Source organism: Altererythrobacter xiamenensis, from assembly GCF_900177715.1.
In the GTDB taxonomy this organism is placed as follows: Bacteria; Pseudomonadota; Alphaproteobacteria; order Sphingomonadales; family Sphingomonadaceae; genus Erythrobacter; species Erythrobacter xiamenensis.
The window spans coordinates 146,265-169,681 of the sequence record NZ_FXWG01000003.1 but is presented as its reverse complement, the minus strand read 5'-3'; the positions used below and the strand labels follow the sequence as shown (position 1 = coordinate 169,681).

The window sequence follows — 23,417 nt, the reverse complement described above, 5'->3', positions numbered from 1 at the left end:
CTTACAGATTGATATCGTTGGGGCGCGTCTTGCGCAGCCATCCGGCGACCCACATGCGGGTCAGGACGACGGCGGTGAAGACGCTGGTGAACAGGCCGATCACGAGCACGACGGCAAAACCGCGCACCGGGCCAGAGCCGAAGATGAAAAGCAGCGCGCCGGCGATCAGATTGGTGATGTTCGCATCGTAGATCGCGCGGCTGGCTTCCTTGTAGCCATTCTCGACCGCAGCCACGACGCGTCGCCCGCGCTTTCGCTCCTCGCGTATTCGTTCGTTGATCAGCACGTTCGCGTCGACCGCCGCACCGATCGTCAACACGAAGCCGGCGATGCCGGGCAAAGTCAGCGTCGTATTGAGGCCAGCCATAATCCCCAGGATCATCAGCACGTTGATGACCAGCGCGATGGTCGCATAGATGCCGAAGCGGCCATAACTCGCGATCATCAGCACGATCACCGCGACCGAACCGATCAACATGGCGAGCATGCCGCGCTTGATCGAATCCGCGCCGAGGTCCGGCCCGACCGTGCGTTCCTCGATTACGGTGAGGTCGACCGGGAGCGCGCCCGACCGCAGCGAAATCGCGAGATTGTTGGCGGTTTCAGCCGTAAAGCCGCCCGAAATCTGGGCGCTTCCGCCAAGAATCGGCTCGCGGAAATACGGTGACGAAATCACCTTGCCATCGAGGATAATGGCAAAGCTCTTGCCCACATTTTCCGTGCTGAGCGTCGCGAACTTGGCTCCGCCCTGCTGGTCGAAGGTGATGTTGACCACCGACTCGTTGGTTTGCGGATCGATACCGGCCTGCGCATTGGTGAGGCTGTCGCCGCGTATGCCGCCGAGCCGTTCCACCGCCACGAACTGGCCGGGAAAGTCGGAGGTTTCGGAATAGGGGAAAATCTCGCTGCCAAGCGGCGCGCGTCCTTCGGCGACATCGCTCGGAAGCGCGTCTTCATCGACCAGCTTGAACTCGAGCTTGGCAGTCTGGCCGAGCAGTTCCTTGAGCTGGTCGGGGTCCTGAAGCCCGGGAACCTGCACCACGATACGCGTATCGCCCTGGCGGATGATCGTGGGCTCGCGCGTCCCGAGGCTGTCGATACGCTTGCGGACCACCTCGGTCGCGCTGTCCATCGCATCGCTGACCGCCTGTTCGAGACCGTCTTCGGTCGGGGTCAGAACGATGCGCTGATCGTCCACCAAAGCAAGGTCCCATTCGCGGGTCAGGCCGGTGCCATTGACGATCGGCAGCAGAATTTCGCGCGCGCGATCCACATCGGCGGGATCGTCGAGCATGAAGCTCATCCGCCCATCCGAAGTCGAAACATCGCCGATACGAATGCGAGGCTCTGCATTGCGCATGAGCGAGCGGACCGATTCTTCCATGTTCTCGAGCCGCTGCGCCGCGACCTGGCTGGCCTGTGCCTCGAGCAGGATGTGGCTGCCGCCGGCAAGGTCGAGGCCGAGGTTTACCTCGGGATCGGGGAGCGTATCGGGCCATGAGATATTGGCCGCAGAGAAAAGCGAAGGAATGGCTGCGAGCACGGCAAGCGCCGTCAGCCCCCAGAGCCAAATCTTCTTCCATGTCGGAAAATCGAGCATTTTTCGCGTCTAGTCCGTTCGTATCCGGCTGTCTGTCGAGCGCCTGAGTGGTTGGGTTCAGTCGTTCGCGGCGCTGCCACCGGGCGGGATGATATCGCCGATCGTGCTCTTGACCGCCTTCACCCGCACGCCCTGCGCGAGTTCGAGTTCGGCATAGCTGTCATCGACCTTGATGACCTTGCCGACCAGACCGCCGGCAGTGACCACCTGGTCGCCTTTCTTCAGCCCGCCGATCTTTTCCTGGTGTTCCTTCTGCCGCTTCATCTGCGGGCGAATGATCAGGAACCAGAAAATCACGATCATGCCGACGATCGGTGCCCACTGGATCCATGCGGGCGGCGCATCGGCGCTGGCTGCTGCGGCGAGAATATCGAACATTGAGATAAAGCCTGTCAGATTTGAATATGAACCCGTCCAGGGCCTGGATCGGACACACCTGTTGGCACGCCGCACCGTTCCCCGGTCGCTAATTGGGCGCGCCTAGCAGCATTGCAAGTCCACCACAATCGCGCTCGGCCTGAGAAGTTGCGATAGCGCAACAGGCGCGTTTCGCCGCTTGCAACGTCCCGGTGCCCATCCTATAGGGCCGCCCTCCACTGGATCGGGATGTAGCGCAGTCTGGTAGCGCACCATACTGGGGGTGTGGGGGTCGCTGGTTCGAATCCAGTCATCCCGACCAGTGGTTTCAAGCACTTACTACGGTTTGACCTTGCCGCTTTCTGAGCGAGTGATCACCTGGCAAGCGCGCGGGTCAATCTCACCTGCATCAATCCGCCACGATTGTCTCTTCGAGAATTGCGGATTTGCATAAGCTCATTCACGATTCTTTTGCAGGAAATGGGCCGGTTGCGAACAGTCCCCTACCGGAAGTCTCATTTCAGAACGCCCTGAGCGCGCGCTGTGGTCCTGTCAGCCAGAGGTGACTGCGCTAACGTTTCCAGAGCGCGGCTTTGGCGGCTTTTCCAGGCACAAGGGCAATGCGGGAATTTACGTAGGTTCGTCGCATTTAGGCCTGCTATGACCGGAAAATGCAGACTGCGGAGGACTTGGGGGACAATCACCGCGCCTTTTCGGGCCGGGACCTACGTAAAACCTATGTCACAGGCGCGACCGAAGTTCATGCGCTGCGCGGAGTCGATTTCGACATCCGCAAGGGCGAGATACTCGTACTCCTTGGCCCCTCGGGCAGTGGCAAGTCGACCTGGCTCAATATCGTTGGCGGGTTGGACCGACCGACGGCTGGTACGCTGCATTATGCCGACACCGAGCTGACCGCGCTGAACGAACGCGAGCTCACGCGTTTCCGCCGGGCCCAGATCGGTTTCATCTTTCAGTTCTACAATCTCATTCCCAGCCTCACGGCGGAAGAGAACGTGCGGCTCGTCACCGATATCGCCGAAAATCCGATGGAGCCTGAAGAGGCGCTGGCGCGGGTCGGGCTAGCGGAGCGCCGCCACCATTTCCCGGCGCAGCTTTCGGGCGGCGAGCAGCAGCGGGTGGCCGTCGCGCGCGCCATAGCCAAGCAGCCCGGCGTGCTGCTCTGCGATGAGCCCACCGGCGCGCTCGACAGCCAGACCGGGGTGCGCGTGCTCGAAACCCTGGAAGCGGCCAATCGAGAGCTCGAAACGACCCTGCTCATCATCACCCACAATGCCGGGATCGCAGCGATGGCGGACCGGGTTTTCCATTTCCTCGACGGGCAGATCGCGCGGATAGAGAGCAACAGCAGCAAGATCAAACCGGCGGAGATCAGCTGGTGAAGGCGCTCGACCTCAAGCTGGTGCGCGATCTTTGGCATATGCGCGGGCAAGCCTTTGCGATTGCGATCGTGCTGGCGGCTGCCTCTGCCACCTTCATCCTATCGGCTGGCGTCCACCGCTCGCTGTCGGAAACGCGCGATGCCTATTACGCCCAGTACAGTTTCGGCGACGTCTTCGCGAACATGACGCGGGCACCCCGCAGTATCGTGGAGCGAGTGAAGCAGATCGACGGGGTTCAGCAGGCGCAAGGTTCGATCCTGCAGTATGCGATACTGGATATTCCCGATCGGGTCGAAGCGGTTCGCGCGCTTCTGCAATCGGTCGACGAATACGGGCGCGACCGTCTCAACCGAGTGGTGCTGAAATCGGGTCGAATGCCATCGCCCGGGCAACCGGGTGAAGTGGTCGTCGATGAAGCTTTCGCGATCGCCAATTCGGTCGGCCCTGGGGATCAGATCGACGCAATCGTCTATGGCAGCAAACTTCGCCTCAAGATTGTCGGCATCGGCCTCGCACCCAATTACGTCAATGCGCTTGCTCCCGGAGACATCATTCCGGACGATACGCGCTTCGGCGTTTTCTGGATGGGCGAGGAAGCTCTTGAGGCGGCGACCGACCGGACAGAGGCGATCAACGCGCTTTCGGTCAAGCTGCGGCGGGGCGCTTCGGAAGCAGACGTAATTCGGGCGGTGGATGCGATCCTCGCGCCCTTCGGCGGAACGGGGGCCTATGGCCGCGAAGATCATCCGAGCAACATGTTTCTTCAGAACGAGCTCGACCAGTTGGACGCCATGGTGAAAGTCATCCCGCCAGTTTTCCTGCTGGTCTCGACTTTCCTGGTTTATGTCGTGCTGGGCCGGATGATCCGCACCCAGCGCGCGCAAATCGGCTTGCTCAAGGCTTTCGGTTACACAGATTGGGCGATCGCCTGGCATTTCCTCAAGTTCGCGCTCGCGATTGCGATCGTCGCAACGATCATCGGTGCCGTGGCCGGCATCTGGATGGGTCGGGCGATGACCGAGCTTTACGGCCAGTATTACCACTTTCCCTTCCTGCGCTTCGATTTCTCCCCGGTGGTGTTCGCTGGCGCCTTTGCTCTGGCGATGGGATCAGCGGCTCTGGGTTCGCTCAGCGGCGTCTTGAATGCCGCCCGACTGACCCCGGCGGTTGCCATGTCACCGCCTCCGCCACCGGTTTATCGCGCCGGGGTAGCAGAGCGGCTGGGAGCGCGCGCCGGGTTCACTGCGATCGGTCACATGATCGTGCGGCATATCGCGCGCTGGCCTGGCCGCTCCGCGATCACGGTAAGCGGCGTCGCGCTTTCGATGGGACTGCTGTTCGCGACCCTGCAGTTCATCGATGCGAGCCGCTTCATGCTCGAATCCTACTTCTTCCGTGCGCAGCGTTATGACCTGTCGGTGACCTTCACCGAGGCGCGCAATGAAGACGTCCTTTATGCCTTGGCGCAACTGCCCGGCGTCCTGCGGGTCGAACCGCAAAGGGCGCTCAGCGTCGAGATGAGCTACGGCAACCGCCACGAACGTACCGCATTGCAATCTAGCGCGCCGGATGCGCAGCTCACCGCGCGCATCGACGAGGCCGGAAACCTCGTTGAAATGCCACCAGGCGGTCTCTAGCTCAGTCGACAGCTGGCCGACCAGCTGGAGGTCGAAAGCGGCGATTCCGTTCGGGTCCAGATGCTGGGTGGCCGCCGGACCGAAGAGATGTTGCCGGTCGGCGCGATTGTCGACGAGTTCATCGGGGCGAGTGCTTATGCGCCGACACGAACGATCGAAAGTCTCGCCAGGGATGGCGCACCCGTAAGTGCGGCCCTTCTTGCTATCGATCCCGCGGAACGTGAACATCTTCTCAGGGCGCTCAAGTCGATGCCTGCCGTACTCAGTATCGGTGATCGCAATCTCGAGATGGAGCGCTTCACCGAGATGATCGACGAAAACATCAACACCATGATCGTGTTCTACATCGGCTTCGCCTCCGCAATTACAGTGGGCGTCGTATACAACAGCGCGCGGATCCTGTTTTCCGAACGCGCGCACGAATTGGCGACATTGCGCGTTCTGGGCTATCATCGGATCGAGGTCGCGGTTGTGCTGATCGGCGAGATCGCCTTGCTGGTGGCGATTGCTGTGCCTTTCGGACTGGTTGCGGGTTACTGGCTTGCACAGATCATGATCACGATGTTCAGTTCTGATCTCTTCCGTCTTCCGTTTGCTCCTTCGAACGCGACCTATGCCTATTCGGTAATCGTGGTCCTTGCCGCGGCGATCGCCACCGCCCTTGTTGTGTCGCGCCGTGTAGTGAAGCTCGACATGGTGCGGGTGCTGAAGTCGCGCGACTGATGGGCAGGATCCTCAAGAACTGGCGCTGGGCCCTCCTCATTGCAGCGCTGCTCGTGGCAGGGCTCGCCTATGCCCTTTGGCCGGAAGCGAAGATTGTCGACACGGGCGAAGTGACCCGGGGCGAGATGATAGTGGCGGTGACCGATGACGGTGTGACCCGCGCCGACGAATTCTACGTCGTCTCTGCGCCCGTTACAGGCTACCTTACCCGTGTGGAGCTCGAACCGGGGGACAAGGTCAGCCGCGGGGCGCTCATCACCCGGATGACGGGTCGACCGTCGAGCCCGCTCGACAAACGCACGGGTGACGAGCTGCGCGCCGCGCTTGCTGCGGCCAGAGCCGCCGAGGCGGGCGCAAGCGCCTCTCTTGACCAGTCGCAGCGCGATCTCGCTCGGGCAGAAGAACTGTCAGAGCGCGGCTTTCTTCCCCGGGCTCAGCTCGAAGCAGCGCGAACACGTGTCGCCACCGACCGTTCGGCCCGTGCTCAGGCGCGCGCCGAGATTGCCCGCCTGCAATCGCAACTGGCCAGTCCGGATGGTTCTGCGAGCGGCGCACCGGTGCCCGTACGAGCGCCTGCCAGTGGAGAGGTTTTCACGGTCATCAGCGAAAGTGAGGGAGTATTCGCAGAAGGCACACCATTGGTGACGCTGGGAAATCCGGATACGATCGAAGTGGTGGTCGATCTGCTTTCGCGCGAGGCGGTAAGGGTCAAGCCGGGCGACAGGGTTACGATAACCCAGTGGGGCGGCCCCGATCCGCTGGTGGGGAAAGTCGAGCGCATCGAACCATTTGGCAGGCTGAAGATTTCTGCCCTGGGAATTGAGGAACAGCGGGTCAACGTAATCATCGGTTTCAGTGGCAAATCCGCCCGCGACGCCGCGCGGCTCGGCCATGGCTACCAGGTCGATGCGACCATCGAATTATGGCGAGCTGACGATGCTTTGCGCGTGCCCATCGGCGCTTTGTTCCGCGGGCCGGATGGCGAATGGCAGCTATTTGCCATCGAGGCAGGTCGCGCACGCCTAACGACTGTCGGACTGGATCACGTCAATGACAAATATGCAGAAGTAACCTCGGGCCTCGATGAAGGCGCGCAGGTCATCGTCAATCCCGATACGTCGCTGGAAGACGGGATGCGAGTCACGCCTCGCGACTAGGCGAACCAGCGAACTCAATAGCCCGGCAATCGCCCAAGATATGATGGATCTGACGGCGCGCGGATGACTGTCTTCGCCAAATGAAAGGAGCTATCCCGGTCCGCGGACGGTGTGCGGACCGGGATAGCGTCTCGGATAGCCGGGTCGCGGGCTATCCGGCTCTCGACCGGCTCAAATCGGGGACAGCCGGTGGGAGAGCCAAGGGGCGGATCAGGACTGCTTGATCTCGATAGTGCGTTTTTCCGGCTGAGCCTTCCCGTCGCGTGGGATCACGATCTTGATCACGCCCTTATCGCTCGTCGCGCTGATCTTGCTCGTCACGGCGTCGGAAGGAAGCGAAATGCGCCGCTCGAACGCGCCATAGCTCCTTTCGGAAACGCTGTAGTTGCGCTCCTTCTCTTCGCGTTCTTCCTTCTTTTCACCCTTGAGGACGAGCATGTCCTTCTCGACCGACAGATCGATATCGCTTGCCGCTACACCGGGGGCTTCGACGGATATGCGATACTCCTTCTCCGTTTCGGTCATTTCGAGCGCGGGCATCGGAAGCGAGGCGAGATAACGCGTTCCGAATTGCGCGACGGGGAAGCGGGGAGGAAACTCGTCGAACATCCGGTCCATCTCGCCGCGCAGCCTGCTGAAGGGTTCGCGCAGGTAATCGGAGAGCCCGGTCTGCTGGCGTGGGCGTGCGGCAAGGAGGGTTTCATCGGCCATTTGCTTGACTCCATTCGGGGTGGCGTTTGAGGTAGCAATGTTAGCCGCCCAGCCTACCGATCTGGATACGCAAACCTCCGTAAGCCAGCCCCCTGAAACGCGCGGTCAGATCTCGCAATAATCCTGCGCGCCCATGCTGGCGCCGGGAACGGTCGCTGCAGACAGGAACAGCGGATCATCCCCGCCTGACGTCGCATCGGTGGCGGTGCGATCGAGCTTTACCGGGTCGCGTCCGTAGAGATCCTCCAGGAAACAGATATTCCCCGATGGTGCGGGCTCGACCGTGAAATAGGTGACATAGAGCGGGATATGGTCCGACAGATCTATGGTGCGGGTCTTGCCGCTCGCCACCACGTCATCGACCTGCGCCATGTCCCAGCCATCGCGGGCCAGCAAGGTTGCGGCGAACGACAGTGCGCGATCAACGCGGATGCAGCCATGGCTGAATGCGCGCCGTTCCTCACCGAACAACTCGCGGTTTGAGGTATCGTGGAGGAACACGCTGTAGGGATTGGGCATGACCAGCTTCATCCTTCCCAGTGCATTATTGTCGCCTGGCATCTGTCGGTACCGTCCGTTCTGATAGACATAGCCGCGAGCGCGAGCAGCCGCGGGATTGCGCCGTACGAAGCTGGCGATCCCCTCTGCCGCAATGCTGGAGGGGATTTCCCACCAGGGATTGATCACCACCCCTGTCACGTGCGTGGTGAATACCGGCGTCTTCGTTGCAGGCTTCCCGATGATGACGCGCCAACGCCCGGTAACCCTACCGCTATCCCACAGCGTAAGGTTCTGGGAGGCGATATTGACGAGCAGATAGCGCTGGCCCAGTTCGCTCGGCATCCAGCGCCAACGGGCGAGGTTTGCGGCGATAATCGCGCGCCGGTCCGTCCTTGTTTCCTGCCCGTACTGTTGAACCAGTGCGTCATAATGCGAGTGCCTTGGTCTGGCTGAAAGCAGATATGCCCCAAGGGTGTCGTTTCGCACAGCCGCTTCGAGTCCGGCGCGCAGTTCATCATCGTCAGCGCCCCTGTCGATGTGCCACCATTGAGGTTGGTTCATTCCACAGCAGCGACCATGCCAGGCCTGCAACAGCTTGAGCGCGGCCGTTTGTGCCGCTTCATCGAGCTTTTCCGGATCGTCTCCACGAATGGCGCTGCGAAACCGCGCGATGGTCTCCTCGGGCAAGTCGATCCCTTCTTCCGGGGCACGTTCGAGCCAATTGAAAAGCTGTCCCGCCTGATCGCGCGTCCAAGTGGGTGCCGCCTGAGCCGGGCCGGCAATGCCGATCGCGATTGCGAGCAAAAAGGCGCCAACACGTTTGATCATCGAACTGTCCCCCTTCGGGCATGCTGTCCAATCTGACAAATGCATCAAATGCGTAAACCAACGTATAGATGTGCTACGTCGGCGTACAGAAGCACGACTCATCGGCAAGCGGGATGGACGGCAGGGCGAAAGAACAAGTGAGAACCAAGCCTTTTCTTTCCGGGAGGAAAGAGGAGGAGCTTCATGCACTTATCGATACTGTGCCCGACGCGATGGTACTTATCGATCAAGCTGGTGCCATCCGCTCTTTCAGTCGAGGTGCCGAAGCGATGTTCGGCTTCGACGAAGCAGAAGTGCTCGGCGAAAATGTCAGCATGCTGATGCCATCGCCCGACCGCGAAAATCATGACGGCTACATCCGCCACTATCTCGCAACTGCGGAAAAGCGCATAATCGGCATCGGTCGTATCACGACGGCCAGGCACCGCAATGGCAACACCTTCCCGATCAACCTCTCGATCGGAGAGGTGAAGATCGACGGGACGCAGGGTTTCATCGGCTTCATCCGCGACCTGACGGAAAAACAGCAGACCGAGCGGGAATTGCACGGACTCCAGGCCGACCTTGCCCATGTTTCGCGCATCTCCTCGATGGGAAGTCTCGCCACTTCGCTCGCGCACGAACTCAACCAGCCTCTCACCGCGGTCGCGAATTACGCGAATGCCGCGCGCGACCTGCTCGACGAGCCGAAGGCGGAGGATCTCGCGCTCGCCCGCGAGGCCATGGAGCACTGCGCAGAGCAGGCCATTCGCGCCGGAAAGATCGTGCACCGCTTGCGTGATTTCATCTCTCGCGGAGATACCGAAAGGCAGATCGCCAGCTTGCGCCGACTAACGCAGGAGGCTTCTGCGCTTGCACTGATGAATGGCGATGGTCGGGGCGTGGATTTCGAGACCGCGCTCGATGACTCGGTGGACGCAGTGCTGGTCGATCCAATCCAGGTGCAGCAGGTGATACTCAACCTGCTCCGCAATGCACTCGAAGCGATGCGCGAAGTCGATCACAAACAGCTCAGCGTCTCAAGCTCTCGGTATGACGAAAGCTTCGTTCACGTCAGCGTTTCTGACAGCGGTCCGGGACTCGAGCCGCAGGTCGCCGATCGCCTTTTCCACCCTTTCAACAGCACCAAGCCCGGCGGCATGGGTATCGGGTTATCGATCTGTCACGACATCATCACCGCCCATGACGGCAAGATATGGGTCGAACCCTCGGACTTTGGCGGAACAGCTTTCCATTTCACCCTGCCGCTTGCTCAAATCGGAGAAGAGAGTGACTGAATATCCCGTCTATCTCGTCGATGATGACGACGACGTCCGGCGATCGGTCGGCTTTATGCTCAAGACCTCGGGTTATACGGTCGAGTCGTTCGAGAATGGCACCGATTTCCTGAAGGAATCACGGATGCTCGACCCGGGCTGCGTCCTGCTCGACATCCAGATGCCGGAGATGACCGGGCTGGAGGTGCAGGAAGAAATGCGCCAGCTCGGTCTCCCCTTTCCGGTCGTGGTGATGACGGGCCATGGCGATATCGACGTAGCGGTGAAGGCGATGAAGGCCGGAGCGATCGACTTCATCGAGAAACCGTTCGCCAAGGAAGAGATGCTCGGCGCGATCAGCGAAGCCTTCGATCGGCTCGACCACAATGATGCGAGGAGGCAGCACCGCGCAGATGCACAGGTGCTGATCAACGCGCTGACGCCGCGTGAGTACGAAGTGCTGGAAGGATTGGTCAAAGGGCATCCAAACAAGACCATCGGATACGACCTCGGCATCAGCCCTCGTACGGTCGAGATACACCGCGCCAATGTCATGAAAAAGCTCGATGTCTCCAACCTCTCGGACCTGCTCCGCATTGCCTTCGCAGCAGATGTGGGTGAGGTCAGGCCAATCGAGCAGCAGCCGGGTGGTTCGGAGCCAGGCCGGACCTAGAGTTGCTGACCGCGCCTGATTGTCTTGACCAGAAAAGGCGTTGCCGAACGGGCGATACCGTGGATCTTTAGCATTGCGTTCTCGGCGAATATAGCATTGTCGAACCAGCAGTCTGCCGAAGTCGCTGCGGAGGGGTTTCTCCACTTCATCTGCCACCCATCTCGCTTGCGGACCACATAGCCGGTCAGGTCGGGCCGATTGGGCCAGAAGCATCTTGCTGTCGCGTGCAACGGAGCGTTCGCATGGAGATCCGCTTCGATGCGTCCATCGATGTCGATCGGTATGCGAAGGCAGAACGCACGGGCAGCCGAACCCTGCGGAAACTCTTCCGTCGGTCCCAACTCCAGTCTGACCAGTGTCCAGGGCATGGCCGTAGCTTTTTCTTCCGGCCCGATCCGGGGCCTATCAATTTACGTTATGCGCTCACACGCTTTTCCGAGATTGGTTATGGACCTCCCGCGATCTGCGCCAGGCGCGACGGGTCCTTGACCTGAAGCCTATCGAGCCGCGGCATCGCGATGATTTGCATTTCGCGAAGCTGGCGCAGGGTCCGGCAGATCGTTTCCGGCGAGGTCGCGAGATAAGATGCGATGTCCCCGCGCGGGATAGGAAACTCCAGCGTTTCGTCTGTCATTGGCAAATGTTTCGCCACGTAATTCACGAAGGCCGCGACCCGCGCGAGATAGCCGACGCGCCCGATAATGAGACCACGGGTCATGAAGGATTTTTCCTCCTGCCAGATCGCCCGCGATACGGTGGTATCGCGGGTTGCGGGAAAAGAATTGCCGGGCTGGCAGTCCCGCGACGGCAATCTGGTGAAGATCATGTCGCTTGCCGCTTCGGCAGAATATCGATGCCGACGTGTCAGCGGGAGGCCGAGGACATCACCGGGGAAGAAGAATGCCATCACCTGCCGGTCACCCTCGGCCGAATAATGCACCGCGCGCGCAACCCCGCGCCTCACTTCAAAAAGGCAGGAGCTCGGTTCGCCCTTGATGAATAGTGTTTCATGCGCCCGTGCCGGTATCCCGATCGCGCGCCGCTCCGCCAGAATGTCAGGGGTCTGGTACATCGCTGCCTTGCCAAAGTCGTCAAAGGGAGTCGACGATGACTCAAACTTCCTTGCCGCGGCATCGGTGAATGTACTTAGATCGACATTTCGGTGTCCGCCCTTGATGATCGTCAAGATGCATCAGGCGTTTCGTGGCAAAAGACATTTGCTGGTTGGCGAGTAACCGCAAGGAAACGACGACCCATCCAGATAGGTCCGCGGTAACCGGAATATGAAACTGGTCGACAGACAGGAGTAGTAGTTCAGGTTGTCGCGGACCGACTGATTCCAGCAAAAGAAATCAAGACGATTTCGCCGAGGTTCTCCCGCCTCCGATGGACGACGTCGCGACACGTCCGTTACAAGAAAGAGGCGGCAGTTTCCTGCCGCCTCAAGCGTTAAGCCAATCTCTTGGCCTTCGGGTCGCAGCGCCCTTCTTGCAAGCGCGAGCGTTTCACAAAATGAGGGATTATACGTATCCGGTCGAACGGGGATGCCACTCTCGCCAGCAGTTGCCTTGAAAGTCGAACATTCGCGCGCCCTCACCTCGGCGTTGACGTCGATCAATTCACCGCCGCCTGGAAATCCCGATACTGCTCGAAATCTCGGCGCCGATGCGCCTGCAGGCAGCATTGGCTTTGGGCGAGGCCGACAGTCCGTTGGGAGGGGAGGCAGACGTGACCGCACATCACCCCATTCGAAAAATCAGGGCAGACCTGCCTGCCGCGCTTCGCGCTGGCTCGGTGACCATCCCCTCACCGGACCATCCCGATTTTGGCCGGGAGTTCGACCGATATGGCGATGCACGCATCGTCTTGCTTGGCGAGGCGACACACGGAACGCATGAGTTCTACGCCGCAAGAGCGCAAATCACCCGACGCCTGATCGAAAAGCACGGGTTCAACATCGTTGCTGTCGAAGGCGATTGGCCGGATATCGCGCGTATCGATGAATATGTCCGGCACGGAGCGGCGCGTCCCCGGAGCGGTGAGCCATTCGCCCGTTTCCCGACATGGATGTGGCGCAATGAAGAAGTGCTGGCCTTTGCCGACTGGCTGCGTCGCCACAATGAAGACCGACCTCAGGACCAGCGCGTCTCCATGCGCGGGCTCGATGTCTATAGCCTCAGACAATCAATACATTCGGTCATCTCCTATCTCGATGAGCACTCCCCCGCCGAAGCTCATGAGGCGCGCAGGCGCTACAGTTGCCTGACGCCGTGGCAGGATGAACCCCAGAACTATGGGCGCGCTGTAAAATATGAGGGGGTGTCAAAGTGCGAGGACGCCATCGTTTCGCAGCTCGACGAATTGCTCAAACGACGGATGGAATGGATCGCGCAGGATGGCGATAGCTATTTCGACGCCGAACAGAATGCCCGCATCGTGCGCGCTGCGGAGCGATACTATCGCGCGATGTACTGGGGGGCGGCCGAAAGCTGGAACCTGCGCGACAGGCACATGTTCGAAACGCTCCAGCAGCTCATAGCGCATCATAAGGACGCGCGCGCAGTCGTCTGGGCGCATAACTCGCATATCGGCAATGCATCCGCGACTGCGATGGGCTGGCAGGGAGAGTTCAATATCGGTGAACTTGTTCGCAAGTCCTACGGTGACCAGGCGGTCCTGATCGGCTTCGGCACCGACCGCGGGACTGTTGCCGCCGCTTCTGACTGGGGCGCGGAAATGGAGATCATGGCGGTCCGCTCCGCACGCGATGACAGTTGGGAGGGGGCTTTCCGACTGACCGGTCTCAGCCGATCGCTCACGGACTGGCGCGCCCGCAAGGATAGCGAACTTGTTGCCGCTCTTTCCGCTGTCTTGCTCGAGCGGGCGATCGGCGTCGTCTACCGGCCGCAGTCGGAACTCACGAGCCACTATTTTGAAGCCGTACTAGCCGACCAGTTCGATGCCTATGTCTGGTTCGAGGAAAGCCGAGCCGTTACGCCGCTCGGGCGGGAGCGGCCGCATGGCGCGCCGGAAACATGGCCCTTCGGGCTATGAACGCGGTCACGCCGCCACCCGGATGCAGCGAGGTCACGCTCGGCGGCGCGCTCGACCTGCGTGCGTTTCTCGGCATACCCCATGCGGCGAAGGGGATCGTGATCTTTGCGCATGGCAGTGGCAGCGGCAGATTGAGCCCACGCAACAATTACGTGGCGCAACGGCTGCGCGAAGCCGGGCTTGCAACGCTGCTTCTCGACCTTCTCAACCCAGTCGAAGAACGGGACCGCCGCAACGTTTTCGACATCGCCCTTCTCGCCTCTAGGCTTCGTATGGCGGTCGATTGGACCGCCACGTCCGAGGCGACCGCAGCCTTGCGCCCTGCATATTTCGGGGCAAGCACCGGCGGCGGCGCCGCAATCAGGGCCGCGGCAGGGGACGACAGGATCGCCGCCATCGTCTCACGCGGGGGAAGGCCCGACCTCGCCGGTGCTGCTGCGCTGGCAACAGTCGAGGCGCCAACTCTGCTGATCGTCGGCAGCCTCGACGGGTTGGTCATCGATCTCAATCGCGATGCTGCCGAGGCCATGCACTGCGAAAAGCGCATGGCCATCGTTCCGGGGGCGGGCCATCTGTTCGAAGAGCCGGGAACGCTGGACGAGGTGGTAAGGCTGGCGATTGGCTGGTTCCTCGACCACCTGGAAGGAGAGCAGGCGTGAACAGGCAATTTGCCAATAGGCGAGAAGCGGGCCGCGAACTGGCCAGGGCGGTCGCATCACTCGGCATCGAAGACCCGATTATCTTTGCCCTGCCGCGCGGCGGGGTTCCCCTGGGATACGAAGTCGCTCGCGCGCTCGATGCGCCTCTCGACATTCTATTGGTGCGCAAGATCGGCGCGCCCGGTCACGAGGAATACGGGATCGGTGCCCTGGTGGATGGCGCATCGCCGCAAGTCGTGATCAACGAAAATATCGCGCGGATGGTCGGTGCCACTTCTCAATACATCGAAGGCGAAGTGCAGCGCCAATTGGCCGAAGTCGAACGCAGGCGTGCGGCCTATGGATCGGGCCTTTCGCATTCGCCGAGGGGCCGGAATGTCATTCTGGTCGACGATGGCATTGCCACAGGCGGCACGGTGCGGGCGGCGCTCAAGGCCCTGCGCAAGTCGGAGGCGTCACGGATCGTCCTAGCCGTGCCGGTTGCGCCGAAATCCGCACTTCAGGAGCTCGAGAAGCTGAGCGACGATATCGTTTGCCTGAGCACGCCCGACCCGTTTTATGCCGTCGGTGCGCATTACAGCGATTTCGATCAGACCAGCGACGCCGAAGTCGTTTCTCTTCTGGCGGATGCCAGGACCTGGTCGGAAGCAAACGAGCGCTAAACGCTATTCTCCGGACTTTCCGTTCCTTGATGCCATGTGCGCGTTATAGGTTTCCAGCACATGCCGCATCTTCGTGAGCGCTTCTTCCCGCTGGCGATCGCTCCGCAGCTTCGCCAGTTCCGCCTTCAGCGATGTCGCGAAATCGGCATAGGTGTTCTGCCAATCGCGGCCGAGCGCTTCGGCCAGATCGGTTCTGCCCGTCTCAAGGCGCGCAGCCTGCTCCTTCGGCGCAAGAGCATAAAGCTCTCCAATCTGTGGCAGACGTACGTTGAGACCGGGATTGCGACGCTGCAGCTCCCGGCGCATGGCTTCAAGTGCCGAAGGCTCACCGTGATCGAGAAACAGGCTCCCCGAAATCGGAGAGCGTTCGTCAATCCAGTCGAGCAGCTCGGTCTGATCGGCATGGGCGGAATAGCTGTCGATGCGCCTGATCTGTGCCCGGACGCGCACGTCATTGCCGCTGATCCTGACCCTTTCGGCACCTTCCATGATAACGCGCCCCAAGGTCCCTTGAGCCTGGAAGCCGACGAACAGTACGGTCGAATCCCTGCGATGAAGATTGTGGATCAGGTGGTGCCTGATGCGGCCTCCCTCGCACATGCCCGATGCGGCGAGAATGACCGCTCCTGATACGGAATTGAGACTTATCGATTGCGAGACATCGGTGACGAAATGAAAGGAAGGGTGATCGAAAATGTTCACCTTGCCAGTGTCTTCCAGTTCGGATGCGTGCCGCTCGAAGACCTCCGTCACGCGATTGGCCAGCGGCGAATCTATGAAGACCGAAACATCGGGTATCGCGCCGGAACACATCAGGTGATGCAGGTCGAGCAGCAATTCCTGCGTCCGTTCGAGGGCAAAGGCCGGAATGACCAGATTGCCGCCGCGCGTAATTGCCGCCTCCACTTCGGACTGCAGCAGTTTTCGCCGCTCGGCGATGGTCACGCGTTCGCGCTGGCGATCACCATAGGTGGCCTCGCAGACGACAAAGTCGAAACCGGATGGTCCCTCGGGATCCAGATGGAAGGCCTTGTTTTCGGGGCCGAGATCGCCTGAGCAAATGACGCGGACGCCGCCCGCATTAAGTTCGACCGACGCAGATCCCAGAATATGTCCGGCGTTCCATAGGCGGGCGTGGAACCCTGGGGCGGGCTCAAAAGCTTCCTCGAGTTGGATCGGGCGGCATTGCTGCCATGCCTCCATCGCATCGCTGCTGGTGTAGACCGGGACGAACGGCTCTTCGCCCGCCCGGTCGCGCCGACGGTTGCGCCGTTCGGCCTCATATTCCTGGATCCTGCCGGAATCCGCCAGCATGTGCTCGAGGAGATCACTGGTCGGCAGCGTGCACCAGATCGGCCCGGTAAAGCCCCCTTTTACCAACTTGGGAAGCATCCCGCTGTGATCGATATGCGCATGCGTCAGAATGACGGCATCGATCTGGCTAGGATCGAATGCGAAGTCATCGATGTTCAGATGCTCGAGCGAACGGCTCCCCTGAAACATCCCGCAATCGACCAGAACCCGGCTTTGTCCGAGCGAAAACTCCATGCAGGAACCTGTTACCGTCCCGGCGGCACCATGAAATCGCAGATTCAGCTGCTTTTCACTCATGCATGTTCCTCAGCAAATCGGCTCGAAAATCACATTACCAGCAATCGCGTCAGCGGAATACAATCTGTTGCGCGCTGGCCGATCCCGTCGAAGCGACTTGGCGAAGTTTGGAACCTAAGATCGTCGATCGCGCAGGACTCCGTAGCTTTACCGATAAAGCCGCCTAGCCTGCCAGGATATGCTGGTGCTCAAATCCGGAAAGGAGGAGGCACGCAGCATGACCGGAATACAGAGCAAGGATTTGCGCGTTATTTTGACCGGCGGCGCGCGCGGTATCGGTGCGGCGGCTGCTCAAACCTTGGCCAAGGCTGGCGCGAGGGTGATGATCACCGACATCCTCGACGAGGAGGGACGCGCGCTGGCCGACGAACTTGGAGCAAACGTTCTCTACCGCAGGCTCGACGTCACCAACGCGAGTGAGTGGCAGGCTGCAGTTGACGAAGCCGAGAAGGCATTTGGCCAGCTCAACGCACTGTTCAACAACGCAGGTATCCTCTCCCTGGGCAGTGTCGCAGATTGCACGCCGGAAGGATTTCGCCGCGTGATCGACGTAAATCTTACGGGAATCTTTCTCGGAATGAGGGCGGCCGTCCCGGCTCTCAGGCGTGCGGGAGGAGGCGTAATCGTCAATACCTCTTCGACCGCAGGATTGCAGGGCTACGGCGGGCTCGCCGCCTATGTCGCAAGCAAATGGGGCGTTCGCGGACTGACGAAGGCGGCCGCGCTCGATCTCGCGCCCGATGCGATTCGCGTCATCTCGCTTCACCCCGGTCCTATTCGCACCCCGATGACCGAAGGTATGTCTGATGAGGTGGTTGCCAGCCAGCCGATACCGCGCTTCGGCGAGCCAGAAGAAGTCGCGCGCATGGTAGTTTTCCTGCTGACCGATGCGAGCTTTTCGACAGGCAGCGAGTTCGTGATCGATGGCGGGGCGGTGACCGGACAGGTATTGCCGCTCGAACCGAAAGACTAGATCAGATCTCTGGCATGCTGCGGGAGCCATTGCACGACCGTGGGTGGCCCAATCCCAAGAATGGCTGGGCTTTCGACCCGCAATCGGTCATCGGGACGGATCATCGGATCCGGGTTTCTTCAATCGCAGTCCGATTGTCCTCTGCCAAAACTTGGGATGATCCACGATGTATTCACTCAGGAATGCAAACGGCAAGGCGACGACAATTACGATGCCGAGAACCGACCAGGTTATCGGCTCACCCGTGCTAAGCCAGACTGCGAGCAAATCTTCCGTGACGCCCATGACCAGCCCGATTACCAGAAACTCCATGGTTCGCTGAGCGCGCTCGCTAATCCTCATCATGTCCGCTCCCCGGATGGCATGGTCGAAGCTGATATAATCTAAATCGGCATGACCAAGTTGCAACGTCCGCTTGAGTAGTCAGCTTGCGATTTGCATCAGAGCGCACGCTGGGGGTCGCTGGTTCGAATCCAGCCATCCCGACCAGTGGACGACATCATCCGACACAAAATTTTCCTACTTGAACCTATTTGGTTATCTGATTGCGCGACTCATCCAGCAGGAGCGCATTCATGGCTGTACTCGAAAGCCTCATCGGCCCCATCGCCTCGATCATCGACAAGATCATTCCGGACAAGGAAGCCCGCGCCAAGGCGAAGCTCGAGCTGATCCGAATGGAGGGCTCGCACGAATTGAAGCAGATCGAGGCGCGGCTGCAGGCGATCGTGGCAGAGGCAGAGTCGAAGGATCCGTGGACGAGCCGTGCTCGCCCATCTTTCCTTTATGTCATGTATGCGCTGATCCTGTTCAGCGTGCCGATGGGCGTGATTGCCGCGTTCGATCCCGCGTCCGCGCTCGCCATCGGCAAAGGGATGACAAGCTACCTCTCCGCCCTGCCCGAGCCGCTCTATGCGCTCTTCGGCACCGGCTACCTCGGCTACACGGCCGCGCGCCAGTGGGGTAAGGTCAAGGGCGTGGATCGGTAGCGCGCTTAATCAGGAAGTGTGTGAGATGCGGATATTGCCGGTGGGATAACGAGGGCATCACCTTCGCCAAACGCGATCTTCGTCACTCGTCCCTGCTCAACCCAGAATGAAGCGTGACGTTCTTCCCACTTCGGCTTGCCTTCTATCTCGATATACCGCCCGCAATCCCACTGGACGCTCAATGGTGAGCTGCGATCAGTAGAAGCAATGGCGGAAATCTCCTCGATCGAACACTCTCGCACATAGTCCATAAGGCTCACCCATGTGTTCCGTGCAGGGTCGGATCGATTAACGAGCTCAACCTCGGTGAGATCGAGTTCGCCGCTCTCTGCTTCAGCCAAGAAATTCGCTACGGCGGCGACTTCCTCGATGTGATCATAACCTGGCTCGCCGGACAAAACTTTCGCGCTCTGAGCCAATAAATAAAGAAACATGCGACCGAACTCCTTGAATTAGAAGATTTTCACTATTAGATTCAGGCACGACCGCAATCGGGTCGTTGGCTTGCACTCCGGACTAAGCCAACAACCTTGCGCTTTCTAATCCCCGCTGCAGCAGCTAATCAGCGCGCATGAGCGTCCCCATCACCAATACCGTCTACGTCCTCAACGGGCCGAACCTGAACCTGCTCGGCACGCGCGAGCCGGATATCTACGGCTCGGAAACACTCGACGACATCGCCGGCATGCTCGAGGATTTCGCGCGCGAGCACGATCTCGCAATCGACATGCGCCAGACAAATCACGAAGGCATGCTGGTCGACTGGCTGCACGAGGCGCAGGCCGAGGGTGCGCGCGCCGTGTTGCTCAACGCGGCGGCCTACACCCACACCTCCATCGCGCTGCTCGACGCGATCAAGGCGATCCGCACGCCGGTGATCGAAGTGCACCTGTCCGATCCCAAGACGCGCGAAGAGTTTCGACACCGATCTTACGTCGGCATGGCGGCTGCGAAGACTGTGGAAGGACACGGCGCAAAGAGCTATCTCATCGCGCTGGAAGCGGTGGCGAGCGGCGAAATCTGACCCGCTGCCCCTTGCCAGCCACAATTCGCGGGGATAGTCGCACCCGCAACCAACAACGCTAAGGGGCATCCATGGCCGAACGCAAGGGCGCTGCCGGAGGAAAATCCGGCATGAATGTCGATACCAAGCTCGTCCGCGAGCTGGCAGAACTGCTCGGGGAAACCGGGCTTACCGAAATCGAAGTCGAAGACGGCGAGCGCAAGATCAAGGTCTCGCGCGGCGGCGGCGTTGCCATGGCAGCGCCGGCAGCAATGCCTGCAGCCGCTCCTGTTGCCCAGGCGCCTGCCAGCGCAGCTCCTGTCGCTGCGGCTGAGGAATCGCCTGCCGAAGACCATGCCAATGCGGTCAAGTCGCCGATGGTCGGAACCGCCTATCTCGCGGCGGAACCGGGTGCGGACAACTTCGTGAAGGTCGGCGACAGTGTCGAAAAAGGCGATACGCTGCTGATCGTCGAAGCGATGAAGGTCATGAACCCGATCACCGCGGACAAGGCAGGCACGATCAAGGCGATCCTCGTCGACAATGCCCAGCCGGTCGAGTTCGATCAGCCGCTCGTCGTCATCGGCTAAGGCGAACGCATGACTATCAAGCGTATCCTGATTGCCAATCGCGGCGAAATCGCCCTGCGTATTCACCGCGCGGCGCATGAAATGGGGATCGAGACGGTCGCGGTGCACTCCACCGCCGATGCCGATGCCATGCATGTGCGGCTGGCCGACCATGCCGTCTGCATCGGTCCGCCGCCTGCGACCGATAGCTATCTCAACGTAGCCAACATCATCTCGGCCGCCGAATGTGCGCATTGCGACGCGATCCACCCGGGCTACGGCTTCCTCTCGGAAAATGCCAAGTTCGCCGAGATCGTCGAAGCGCACGACATCAAGTGGATCGGTCCCAAGCCCGAACACATCCGCACGATGGGTGACAAGGTCGCCGCCAAGCAGACAGCGGGCGAATTGGGCCTGCCGCTGGTGCCGGGCAGTGCAGGCGCCGTGTCCGACTATGACGAGGCGAAAAAGATCTGCGCCGAGATCGGCTATCCGGTCATCATCAAGGCGGCCTCGGGCGGCGGCGGTCGCGGGATGAAAGTGTGCGAGAGCGAAGACAAGCTCGAAACGCTGATGAAGCAGGCCGGCAGCGAGGCCAAGGCGGCCTTCGGTGACGACACCGTTTATATCGAGAAATACCTCGGCAACCCGCGCCACATCGAATTCCAGGTCTTCGGCGATGGCGAAGGCAATGCGATCCATCTGGGCGAACGCGATTGCTCGCTCCAGCGCCGCCACCAGAAGGTGCTCGAGGAGGCCCCTTCCCCCGTCATTTCCGACGAGGAGCGCGAGCGCATGGGCGAAGTCTGCTCGAAAGCGATGCGCGACATGGGCTATCGCGGTGCCGGCACGATCGAGTTCCTGTGGGAAAACGGCGAGTTCTACTTCATCGAGATGAACACCCGCCTGCAGGTCGAACATCCCGTGACCGAGGCGATTACCGGGGTCGACCTGGTGCGCGAGCAGATCCGCATCGCAGCAGGCAAGCCGCTCTCCGTAACACAAGACGAGCTCGAGTTCCGCGGCCATGCGATCGAGTGCCGCATCAATGCGGAAGACCCCTTCACCTTCGCGCCGAGCCCGGGCGAAGTGACCTATTACCATGCCGCTGGCGGGCTTCATGTGCGTGTCGATTCGGGGCTTTATGCAGGGTACCGCATCCCGCCATTCTACGACTCCATGATCGCCAAACTGATCGTTTACGGCCGCACGCGCGAAGGCTGCATCATGCGCCTGCGCCGCGCGCTGGAAGAAATGGTCGTTGAAGGGGTCAAGACCAACATCCCGTTGCACCAGGAATTGCTGCGGCAGGAAGACGTGCTGTCGGGCGACTATTCGATCAAGTGGCTCGAAGAGTGGCTGGAGACCCGCGAGGACTGACATGGAGAAGCCGGCCATCATCAGTGTAGATGAAGGCTCGGCTTCCCGCGTCCTCGACATCATAACGCTGGCGTTCGGCCGCGATCCGGTTGCGCGGTTCTTTTTCTCCACTCCGGAAGCTTATTTGCACTGGTGGCCCCGCTGGGTCATGGCGATCGGGAAGAACGGCTTTGCTGCTGGCGGGGTCGAGGCGACCGCGGATTTTCGCGCCGGAGCGATCTGGCTGCCTCCAGGCGTCGAAACCGACCCTGCCGATATCGCAGCGCTCGACATGCCTGCCGGAGACCCGGAAGAGGACGCGCTGAGCGAGGCCTTGCAGGCTGCGATGGCCGAATATCATCCGTCGGAGCCGCACTGGTATCTCTGGACGCTCGGTGCGGACCCGTCAGTGCAAGGGCAAGGCTACGGCGCACTCCTGCTCGAACACCGACTGGCACAGATCGATGAGCGCAGCGAGCCCGCCTATCTCGAGGCTTCCAGCCCCGGTCTCGTGCCATTCTACAAGCGCTTCGGATTCGAACAGATCGGCCTGATCGATGTCGATCCAGTCCCGCCGCTGGTGCCGATGTTTCGCCCGCCACGCTGACCCTCACTGACCCGCGAAGTTCAGCTTTCGACCACAGAAACCTTCGTCACCAGGAATATCTCGCAGGCACCCGGTCCGCTGTCGCTGCGCTTGCGCGAGGTCTTCCACACGAAATTGCGCGGCCCCTGGATGTCGACGAGGAAGCCTTCCATCTGCACGACGTCGCCTTCCATCACCTCGAAGAAATCGTCCATCACCGCGTCGGTTTCCGGCACGATGTGCCAGTTCCCGGCATTGCGCCCGAAACGGCGCACCCGCGGATCCTGCCAGGCCTCGTTCGATGCCTTCCAGTAGAAGAAGCGGTTCGATTGGCTGATGCTGAGCGCGCCATAAACGTCGGCCAGTGCGCCCTCGCCCCACGCCACCGCCAGATCGAACGGCGAGTACTCGGCCATCTCGTCGCCGAAGATGCCGGTGTAGCTCTTGCGCGAAAGCACCAGGACGGTCGCATCGAAACGCGCGACACGCTTCATGCCGTCGGCCTGGAAGGATCCCATGATATTGGTCTGCTGCGGTTCGGGCAGCACCGCGTCATGCGGTTCGCCCGTGCAGGCGTTCAGCAGCAGAGCGGCGACGGCGCCGGAAATTGCCCCCCAGCGCCTCACCGCCTCAGAGCGGCACGCCCGGTTCGTATTTCGCGGTGCGAATCGTCAGCGAGGTCTTGACGCTCTCGACATTGGGCGCTGGCGTCAGCTTGCTGGTGAGAAACTCCTGGAAGCTCTGCAAATCCTGGCTCACCACCTTGAGGATGAAGTCGATTTCGCCGTTGAGCATATGCACTTCGCGCACTTCGGGAAGCTCGCGCATGGCTTCCTCGAACTCGCGCAGGGCACTTTCGGCCTGGCTCTTCAGGCTGACCATCGCGAAGACGGTGATCGCAAAGCCCAGCCGAGATGGGTCCAAATCGGCGTGATATCCGCGAATCACACCCGCTTCTTCCAGACCGCGAACGCGCCTCAGGCAGGGCGGCGCCGTTAGGCCGACCCTCTGGGCGAGTTCCACATTGGTCACGCGCCCTTCGGATTGCAGTTCTGCAAGCAATTTTCGGTCGATTTCGTCCAGATTGGCCATTCGTCAGCCCCGCA

General features: G+C 60.8%; 26 protein-coding genes and 1 tRNA gene. 16 read left to right on the top strand and 11 right to left on the bottom strand.

Annotated features, from left to right (window positions below):
• Position 1: 1 nt before the first annotated feature.
• Positions 2-1,600, bottom strand: a complete 1,599-nt coding sequence (gene secD, locus CCE89_RS11355; RefSeq protein WP_086438203.1) for a protein translocase subunit SecD — start codon at positions 1,598-1,600, stop codon at positions 2-4.
• 57 nt (positions 1,601-1,657) lie between these two features.
• A complete protein-coding gene (yajC, locus tag CCE89_RS11350; protein ID WP_086438202.1) occupies positions 1,658-1,978 on the bottom strand; it encodes a preprotein translocase subunit YajC in 321 nt (106 codons plus the stop codon).
• Positions 1,979-2,202: 224 nt separating this feature from the next.
• Here yajC and CCE89_RS11345 point away from each other — a divergent pair.
• The 5 genes from CCE89_RS11345 (at position 2,203) to CCE89_RS11330 (ending at position 6,877) form a co-directional block, all read left to right on the top strand.
• Positions 2,203-2,279 (top strand) — tRNA-Pro (locus tag CCE89_RS11345).
• A 349-nt stretch (positions 2,280-2,628) separates the two neighbouring features.
• Positions 2,629-3,360: an ABC transporter ATP-binding protein gene (locus tag CCE89_RS11340; protein WP_086438201.1), complete on the top strand. Its 732-nt coding sequence runs from the start codon at positions 2,629-2,631 to the stop codon at positions 3,358-3,360.
• Positions 3,357-4,997, top strand: a complete 1,641-nt coding sequence (locus tag CCE89_RS11335; RefSeq protein WP_234990062.1) for an ABC transporter permease — start codon at positions 3,357-3,359, stop codon at positions 4,995-4,997. The genes CCE89_RS11340 and CCE89_RS11335 overlap by 4 nt, the downstream gene beginning before the upstream one ends.
• Before the next feature lie 60 nt (positions 4,998-5,057).
• On the top strand, positions 5,058-5,720 hold the full coding sequence (locus tag CCE89_RS15470) for an ABC transporter permease (RefSeq protein ID WP_234990061.1): 663 nt from the start codon (positions 5,058-5,060) through the stop codon (positions 5,718-5,720).
• Positions 5,720-6,877: an efflux RND transporter periplasmic adaptor subunit gene (locus CCE89_RS11330; RefSeq protein WP_086438200.1), complete on the top strand. Its 1,158-nt coding sequence runs from the start codon at positions 5,720-5,722 to the stop codon at positions 6,875-6,877. Before CCE89_RS15470 ends, CCE89_RS11330 begins: the two co-directional genes overlap by 1 nt.
• Before the next feature lie 210 nt (positions 6,878-7,087).
• On the opposite strand, the gene CCE89_RS11325 is transcribed toward CCE89_RS11330, so the two are convergent.
• Both CCE89_RS11325 and CCE89_RS11320 read right to left on the bottom strand, forming a co-directional pair.
• Complete coding sequence (locus tag CCE89_RS11325) at positions 7,088-7,588, bottom strand: Hsp20/alpha crystallin family protein (protein ID WP_086438199.1); 501 nt, start codon at positions 7,586-7,588, stop codon at positions 7,088-7,090.
• Between the two features lie 105 nt (positions 7,589-7,693).
• Positions 7,694-8,917 (bottom strand): L,D-transpeptidase family protein, encoded by a 1,224-nt coding sequence (locus tag CCE89_RS11320; protein WP_159456650.1) that lies wholly within the window; start codon positions 8,915-8,917, stop codon positions 7,694-7,696.
• A 137-nt stretch (positions 8,918-9,054) separates the two neighbouring features.
• Between CCE89_RS11320 and CCE89_RS11315 the strand changes: the two genes are divergently transcribed.
• The gene (locus CCE89_RS11315; RefSeq protein ID WP_234990060.1) at positions 9,055-10,194 is read left to right on the top strand and encodes a sensor histidine kinase; all 1,140 of its coding nucleotides are present in this window, start codon (positions 9,055-9,057) and stop codon (positions 10,192-10,194) included.
• A complete protein-coding gene (locus CCE89_RS11310) occupies positions 10,187-10,846 on the top strand; it encodes a response regulator transcription factor (RefSeq protein WP_234990059.1) in 660 nt (219 codons plus the stop codon). Before CCE89_RS11315 ends, CCE89_RS11310 begins: the two co-directional genes overlap by 8 nt.
• On the opposite strand, the gene CCE89_RS11305 is transcribed toward CCE89_RS11310, so the two are convergent.
• The gene (locus tag CCE89_RS11305; RefSeq protein ID WP_086438195.1) at positions 10,843-11,214 is read right to left on the bottom strand and encodes a hypothetical protein; all 372 of its coding nucleotides are present in this window, start codon (positions 11,212-11,214) and stop codon (positions 10,843-10,845) included. The two genes, CCE89_RS11310 and CCE89_RS11305, sit on opposite strands and share 4 nt — an antisense overlap.
• A 77-nt stretch (positions 11,215-11,291) precedes the next feature.
• Entirely contained in the window at positions 11,292-11,918 is a 627-nt protein-coding gene (locus CCE89_RS11300; protein WP_143256031.1) for a Crp/Fnr family transcriptional regulator, read from the bottom strand.
• A gap of 593 nt (positions 11,919-12,511) precedes the next feature.
• On the opposite strand from CCE89_RS11300, the gene CCE89_RS11295 reads away from it, so the two are divergent.
• The 3 genes from CCE89_RS11295 to CCE89_RS11285 are packed head-to-tail and all read left to right on the top strand — an operon-like array spanning position 12,512 to position 15,221.
• Positions 12,512-13,900, top strand: a complete 1,389-nt coding sequence (locus CCE89_RS11295; protein ID WP_086438193.1) for an erythromycin esterase family protein — start codon at positions 12,512-12,514, stop codon at positions 13,898-13,900.
• The gene (locus tag CCE89_RS11290; protein ID WP_234990058.1) at positions 13,882-14,559 is read left to right on the top strand and encodes a dienelactone hydrolase family protein; all 678 of its coding nucleotides are present in this window, start codon (positions 13,882-13,884) and stop codon (positions 14,557-14,559) included. Before CCE89_RS11295 ends, CCE89_RS11290 begins: the two co-directional genes overlap by 19 nt.
• Positions 14,556-15,221 (top strand): phosphoribosyltransferase, encoded by a 666-nt coding sequence (locus tag CCE89_RS11285; protein WP_086438191.1) that lies wholly within the window; start codon positions 14,556-14,558, stop codon positions 15,219-15,221. The genes CCE89_RS11290 and CCE89_RS11285 overlap by 4 nt, the downstream gene beginning before the upstream one ends.
• Positions 15,222-15,224: 3 nt before the next feature.
• Here CCE89_RS11285 and CCE89_RS11280 read toward each other — a convergent pair whose 3' ends face one another.
• Positions 15,225-16,832, bottom strand: a complete 1,608-nt coding sequence (locus CCE89_RS11280) for an MBL fold metallo-hydrolase (RefSeq protein WP_234990057.1) — start codon at positions 16,830-16,832, stop codon at positions 15,225-15,227.
• A 217-nt stretch (positions 16,833-17,049) separates the two neighbouring features.
• Here CCE89_RS11280 and CCE89_RS11275 point away from each other — a divergent pair, with 217 nt between their 5' ends.
• Positions 17,050-17,805, top strand: coding sequence for an SDR family oxidoreductase (locus CCE89_RS11275; protein WP_086438785.1), 756 nt, complete (start codon positions 17,050-17,052; stop codon positions 17,803-17,805).
• Positions 17,806-17,892: 87 nt separating this feature from the next.
• Here the strand turns inward: CCE89_RS11275 and CCE89_RS11270 are convergent, their stop codons facing one another.
• Positions 17,893-18,150, bottom strand: coding sequence for a hypothetical protein (locus CCE89_RS11270; RefSeq protein WP_143256030.1), 258 nt, complete (start codon positions 18,148-18,150; stop codon positions 17,893-17,895).
• A 230-nt stretch (positions 18,151-18,380) separates the two neighbouring features.
• On the opposite strand from CCE89_RS11270, the gene CCE89_RS11265 reads away from it, so the two are divergent.
• On the top strand, positions 18,381-18,794 hold the full coding sequence (locus CCE89_RS11265) for a holin family protein (RefSeq protein WP_086438188.1): 414 nt from the start codon (positions 18,381-18,383) through the stop codon (positions 18,792-18,794).
• Between the two features lie 5 nt (positions 18,795-18,799).
• Here CCE89_RS11265 and CCE89_RS11260 read toward each other — a convergent pair whose 3' ends face one another.
• Entirely contained in the window at positions 18,800-19,228 is a 429-nt protein-coding gene (locus CCE89_RS11260) for a hypothetical protein (protein WP_086438187.1), read from the bottom strand.
• A gap of 137 nt (positions 19,229-19,365) precedes the next feature.
• Between CCE89_RS11260 and CCE89_RS11255 the strand changes: the two genes are divergently transcribed.
• The 4 genes from CCE89_RS11255 (at position 19,366) to CCE89_RS11240 (ending at position 22,332) form a co-directional block, all read left to right on the top strand.
• Positions 19,366-19,818, top strand: coding sequence for a type II 3-dehydroquinate dehydratase (locus CCE89_RS11255; protein WP_407640398.1), 453 nt, complete (start codon positions 19,366-19,368; stop codon positions 19,816-19,818).
• Positions 19,819-19,889: 71 nt separating this feature from the next.
• Positions 19,890-20,387, top strand: a complete 498-nt coding sequence (gene accB, locus CCE89_RS11250) for an acetyl-CoA carboxylase biotin carboxyl carrier protein (RefSeq protein WP_086438186.1) — start codon at positions 19,890-19,892, stop codon at positions 20,385-20,387.
• 9 nt (positions 20,388-20,396) lie between these two features.
• The gene (gene accC, locus CCE89_RS11245) at positions 20,397-21,746 is read left to right on the top strand and encodes an acetyl-CoA carboxylase biotin carboxylase subunit (RefSeq protein ID WP_086438185.1); all 1,350 of its coding nucleotides are present in this window, start codon (positions 20,397-20,399) and stop codon (positions 21,744-21,746) included.
• Position 21,747: 1 nt separating this feature from the next.
• Positions 21,748-22,332 carry a GNAT family N-acetyltransferase gene (locus tag CCE89_RS11240; protein ID WP_086438184.1) on the top strand — a complete coding sequence of 195 codons (585 nt, stop codon included), beginning with the start codon at positions 21,748-21,750 and terminating at the stop codon, positions 22,330-22,332.
• 20 nt (positions 22,333-22,352) lie between these two features.
• On the opposite strand, the gene CCE89_RS11235 is transcribed toward CCE89_RS11240, so the two are convergent.
• Positions 22,353-22,937: a hypothetical protein gene (locus CCE89_RS11235; protein ID WP_086438183.1), complete on the bottom strand. Its 585-nt coding sequence runs from the start codon at positions 22,935-22,937 to the stop codon at positions 22,353-22,355.
• A gap of 4 nt (positions 22,938-22,941) precedes the next feature.
• The gene (locus CCE89_RS11230) at positions 22,942-23,403 is read right to left on the bottom strand and encodes an Lrp/AsnC family transcriptional regulator (RefSeq protein ID WP_086438182.1); all 462 of its coding nucleotides are present in this window, start codon (positions 23,401-23,403) and stop codon (positions 22,942-22,944) included.
• Between the last annotated feature and the right edge of the window lie 14 nt (positions 23,404-23,417).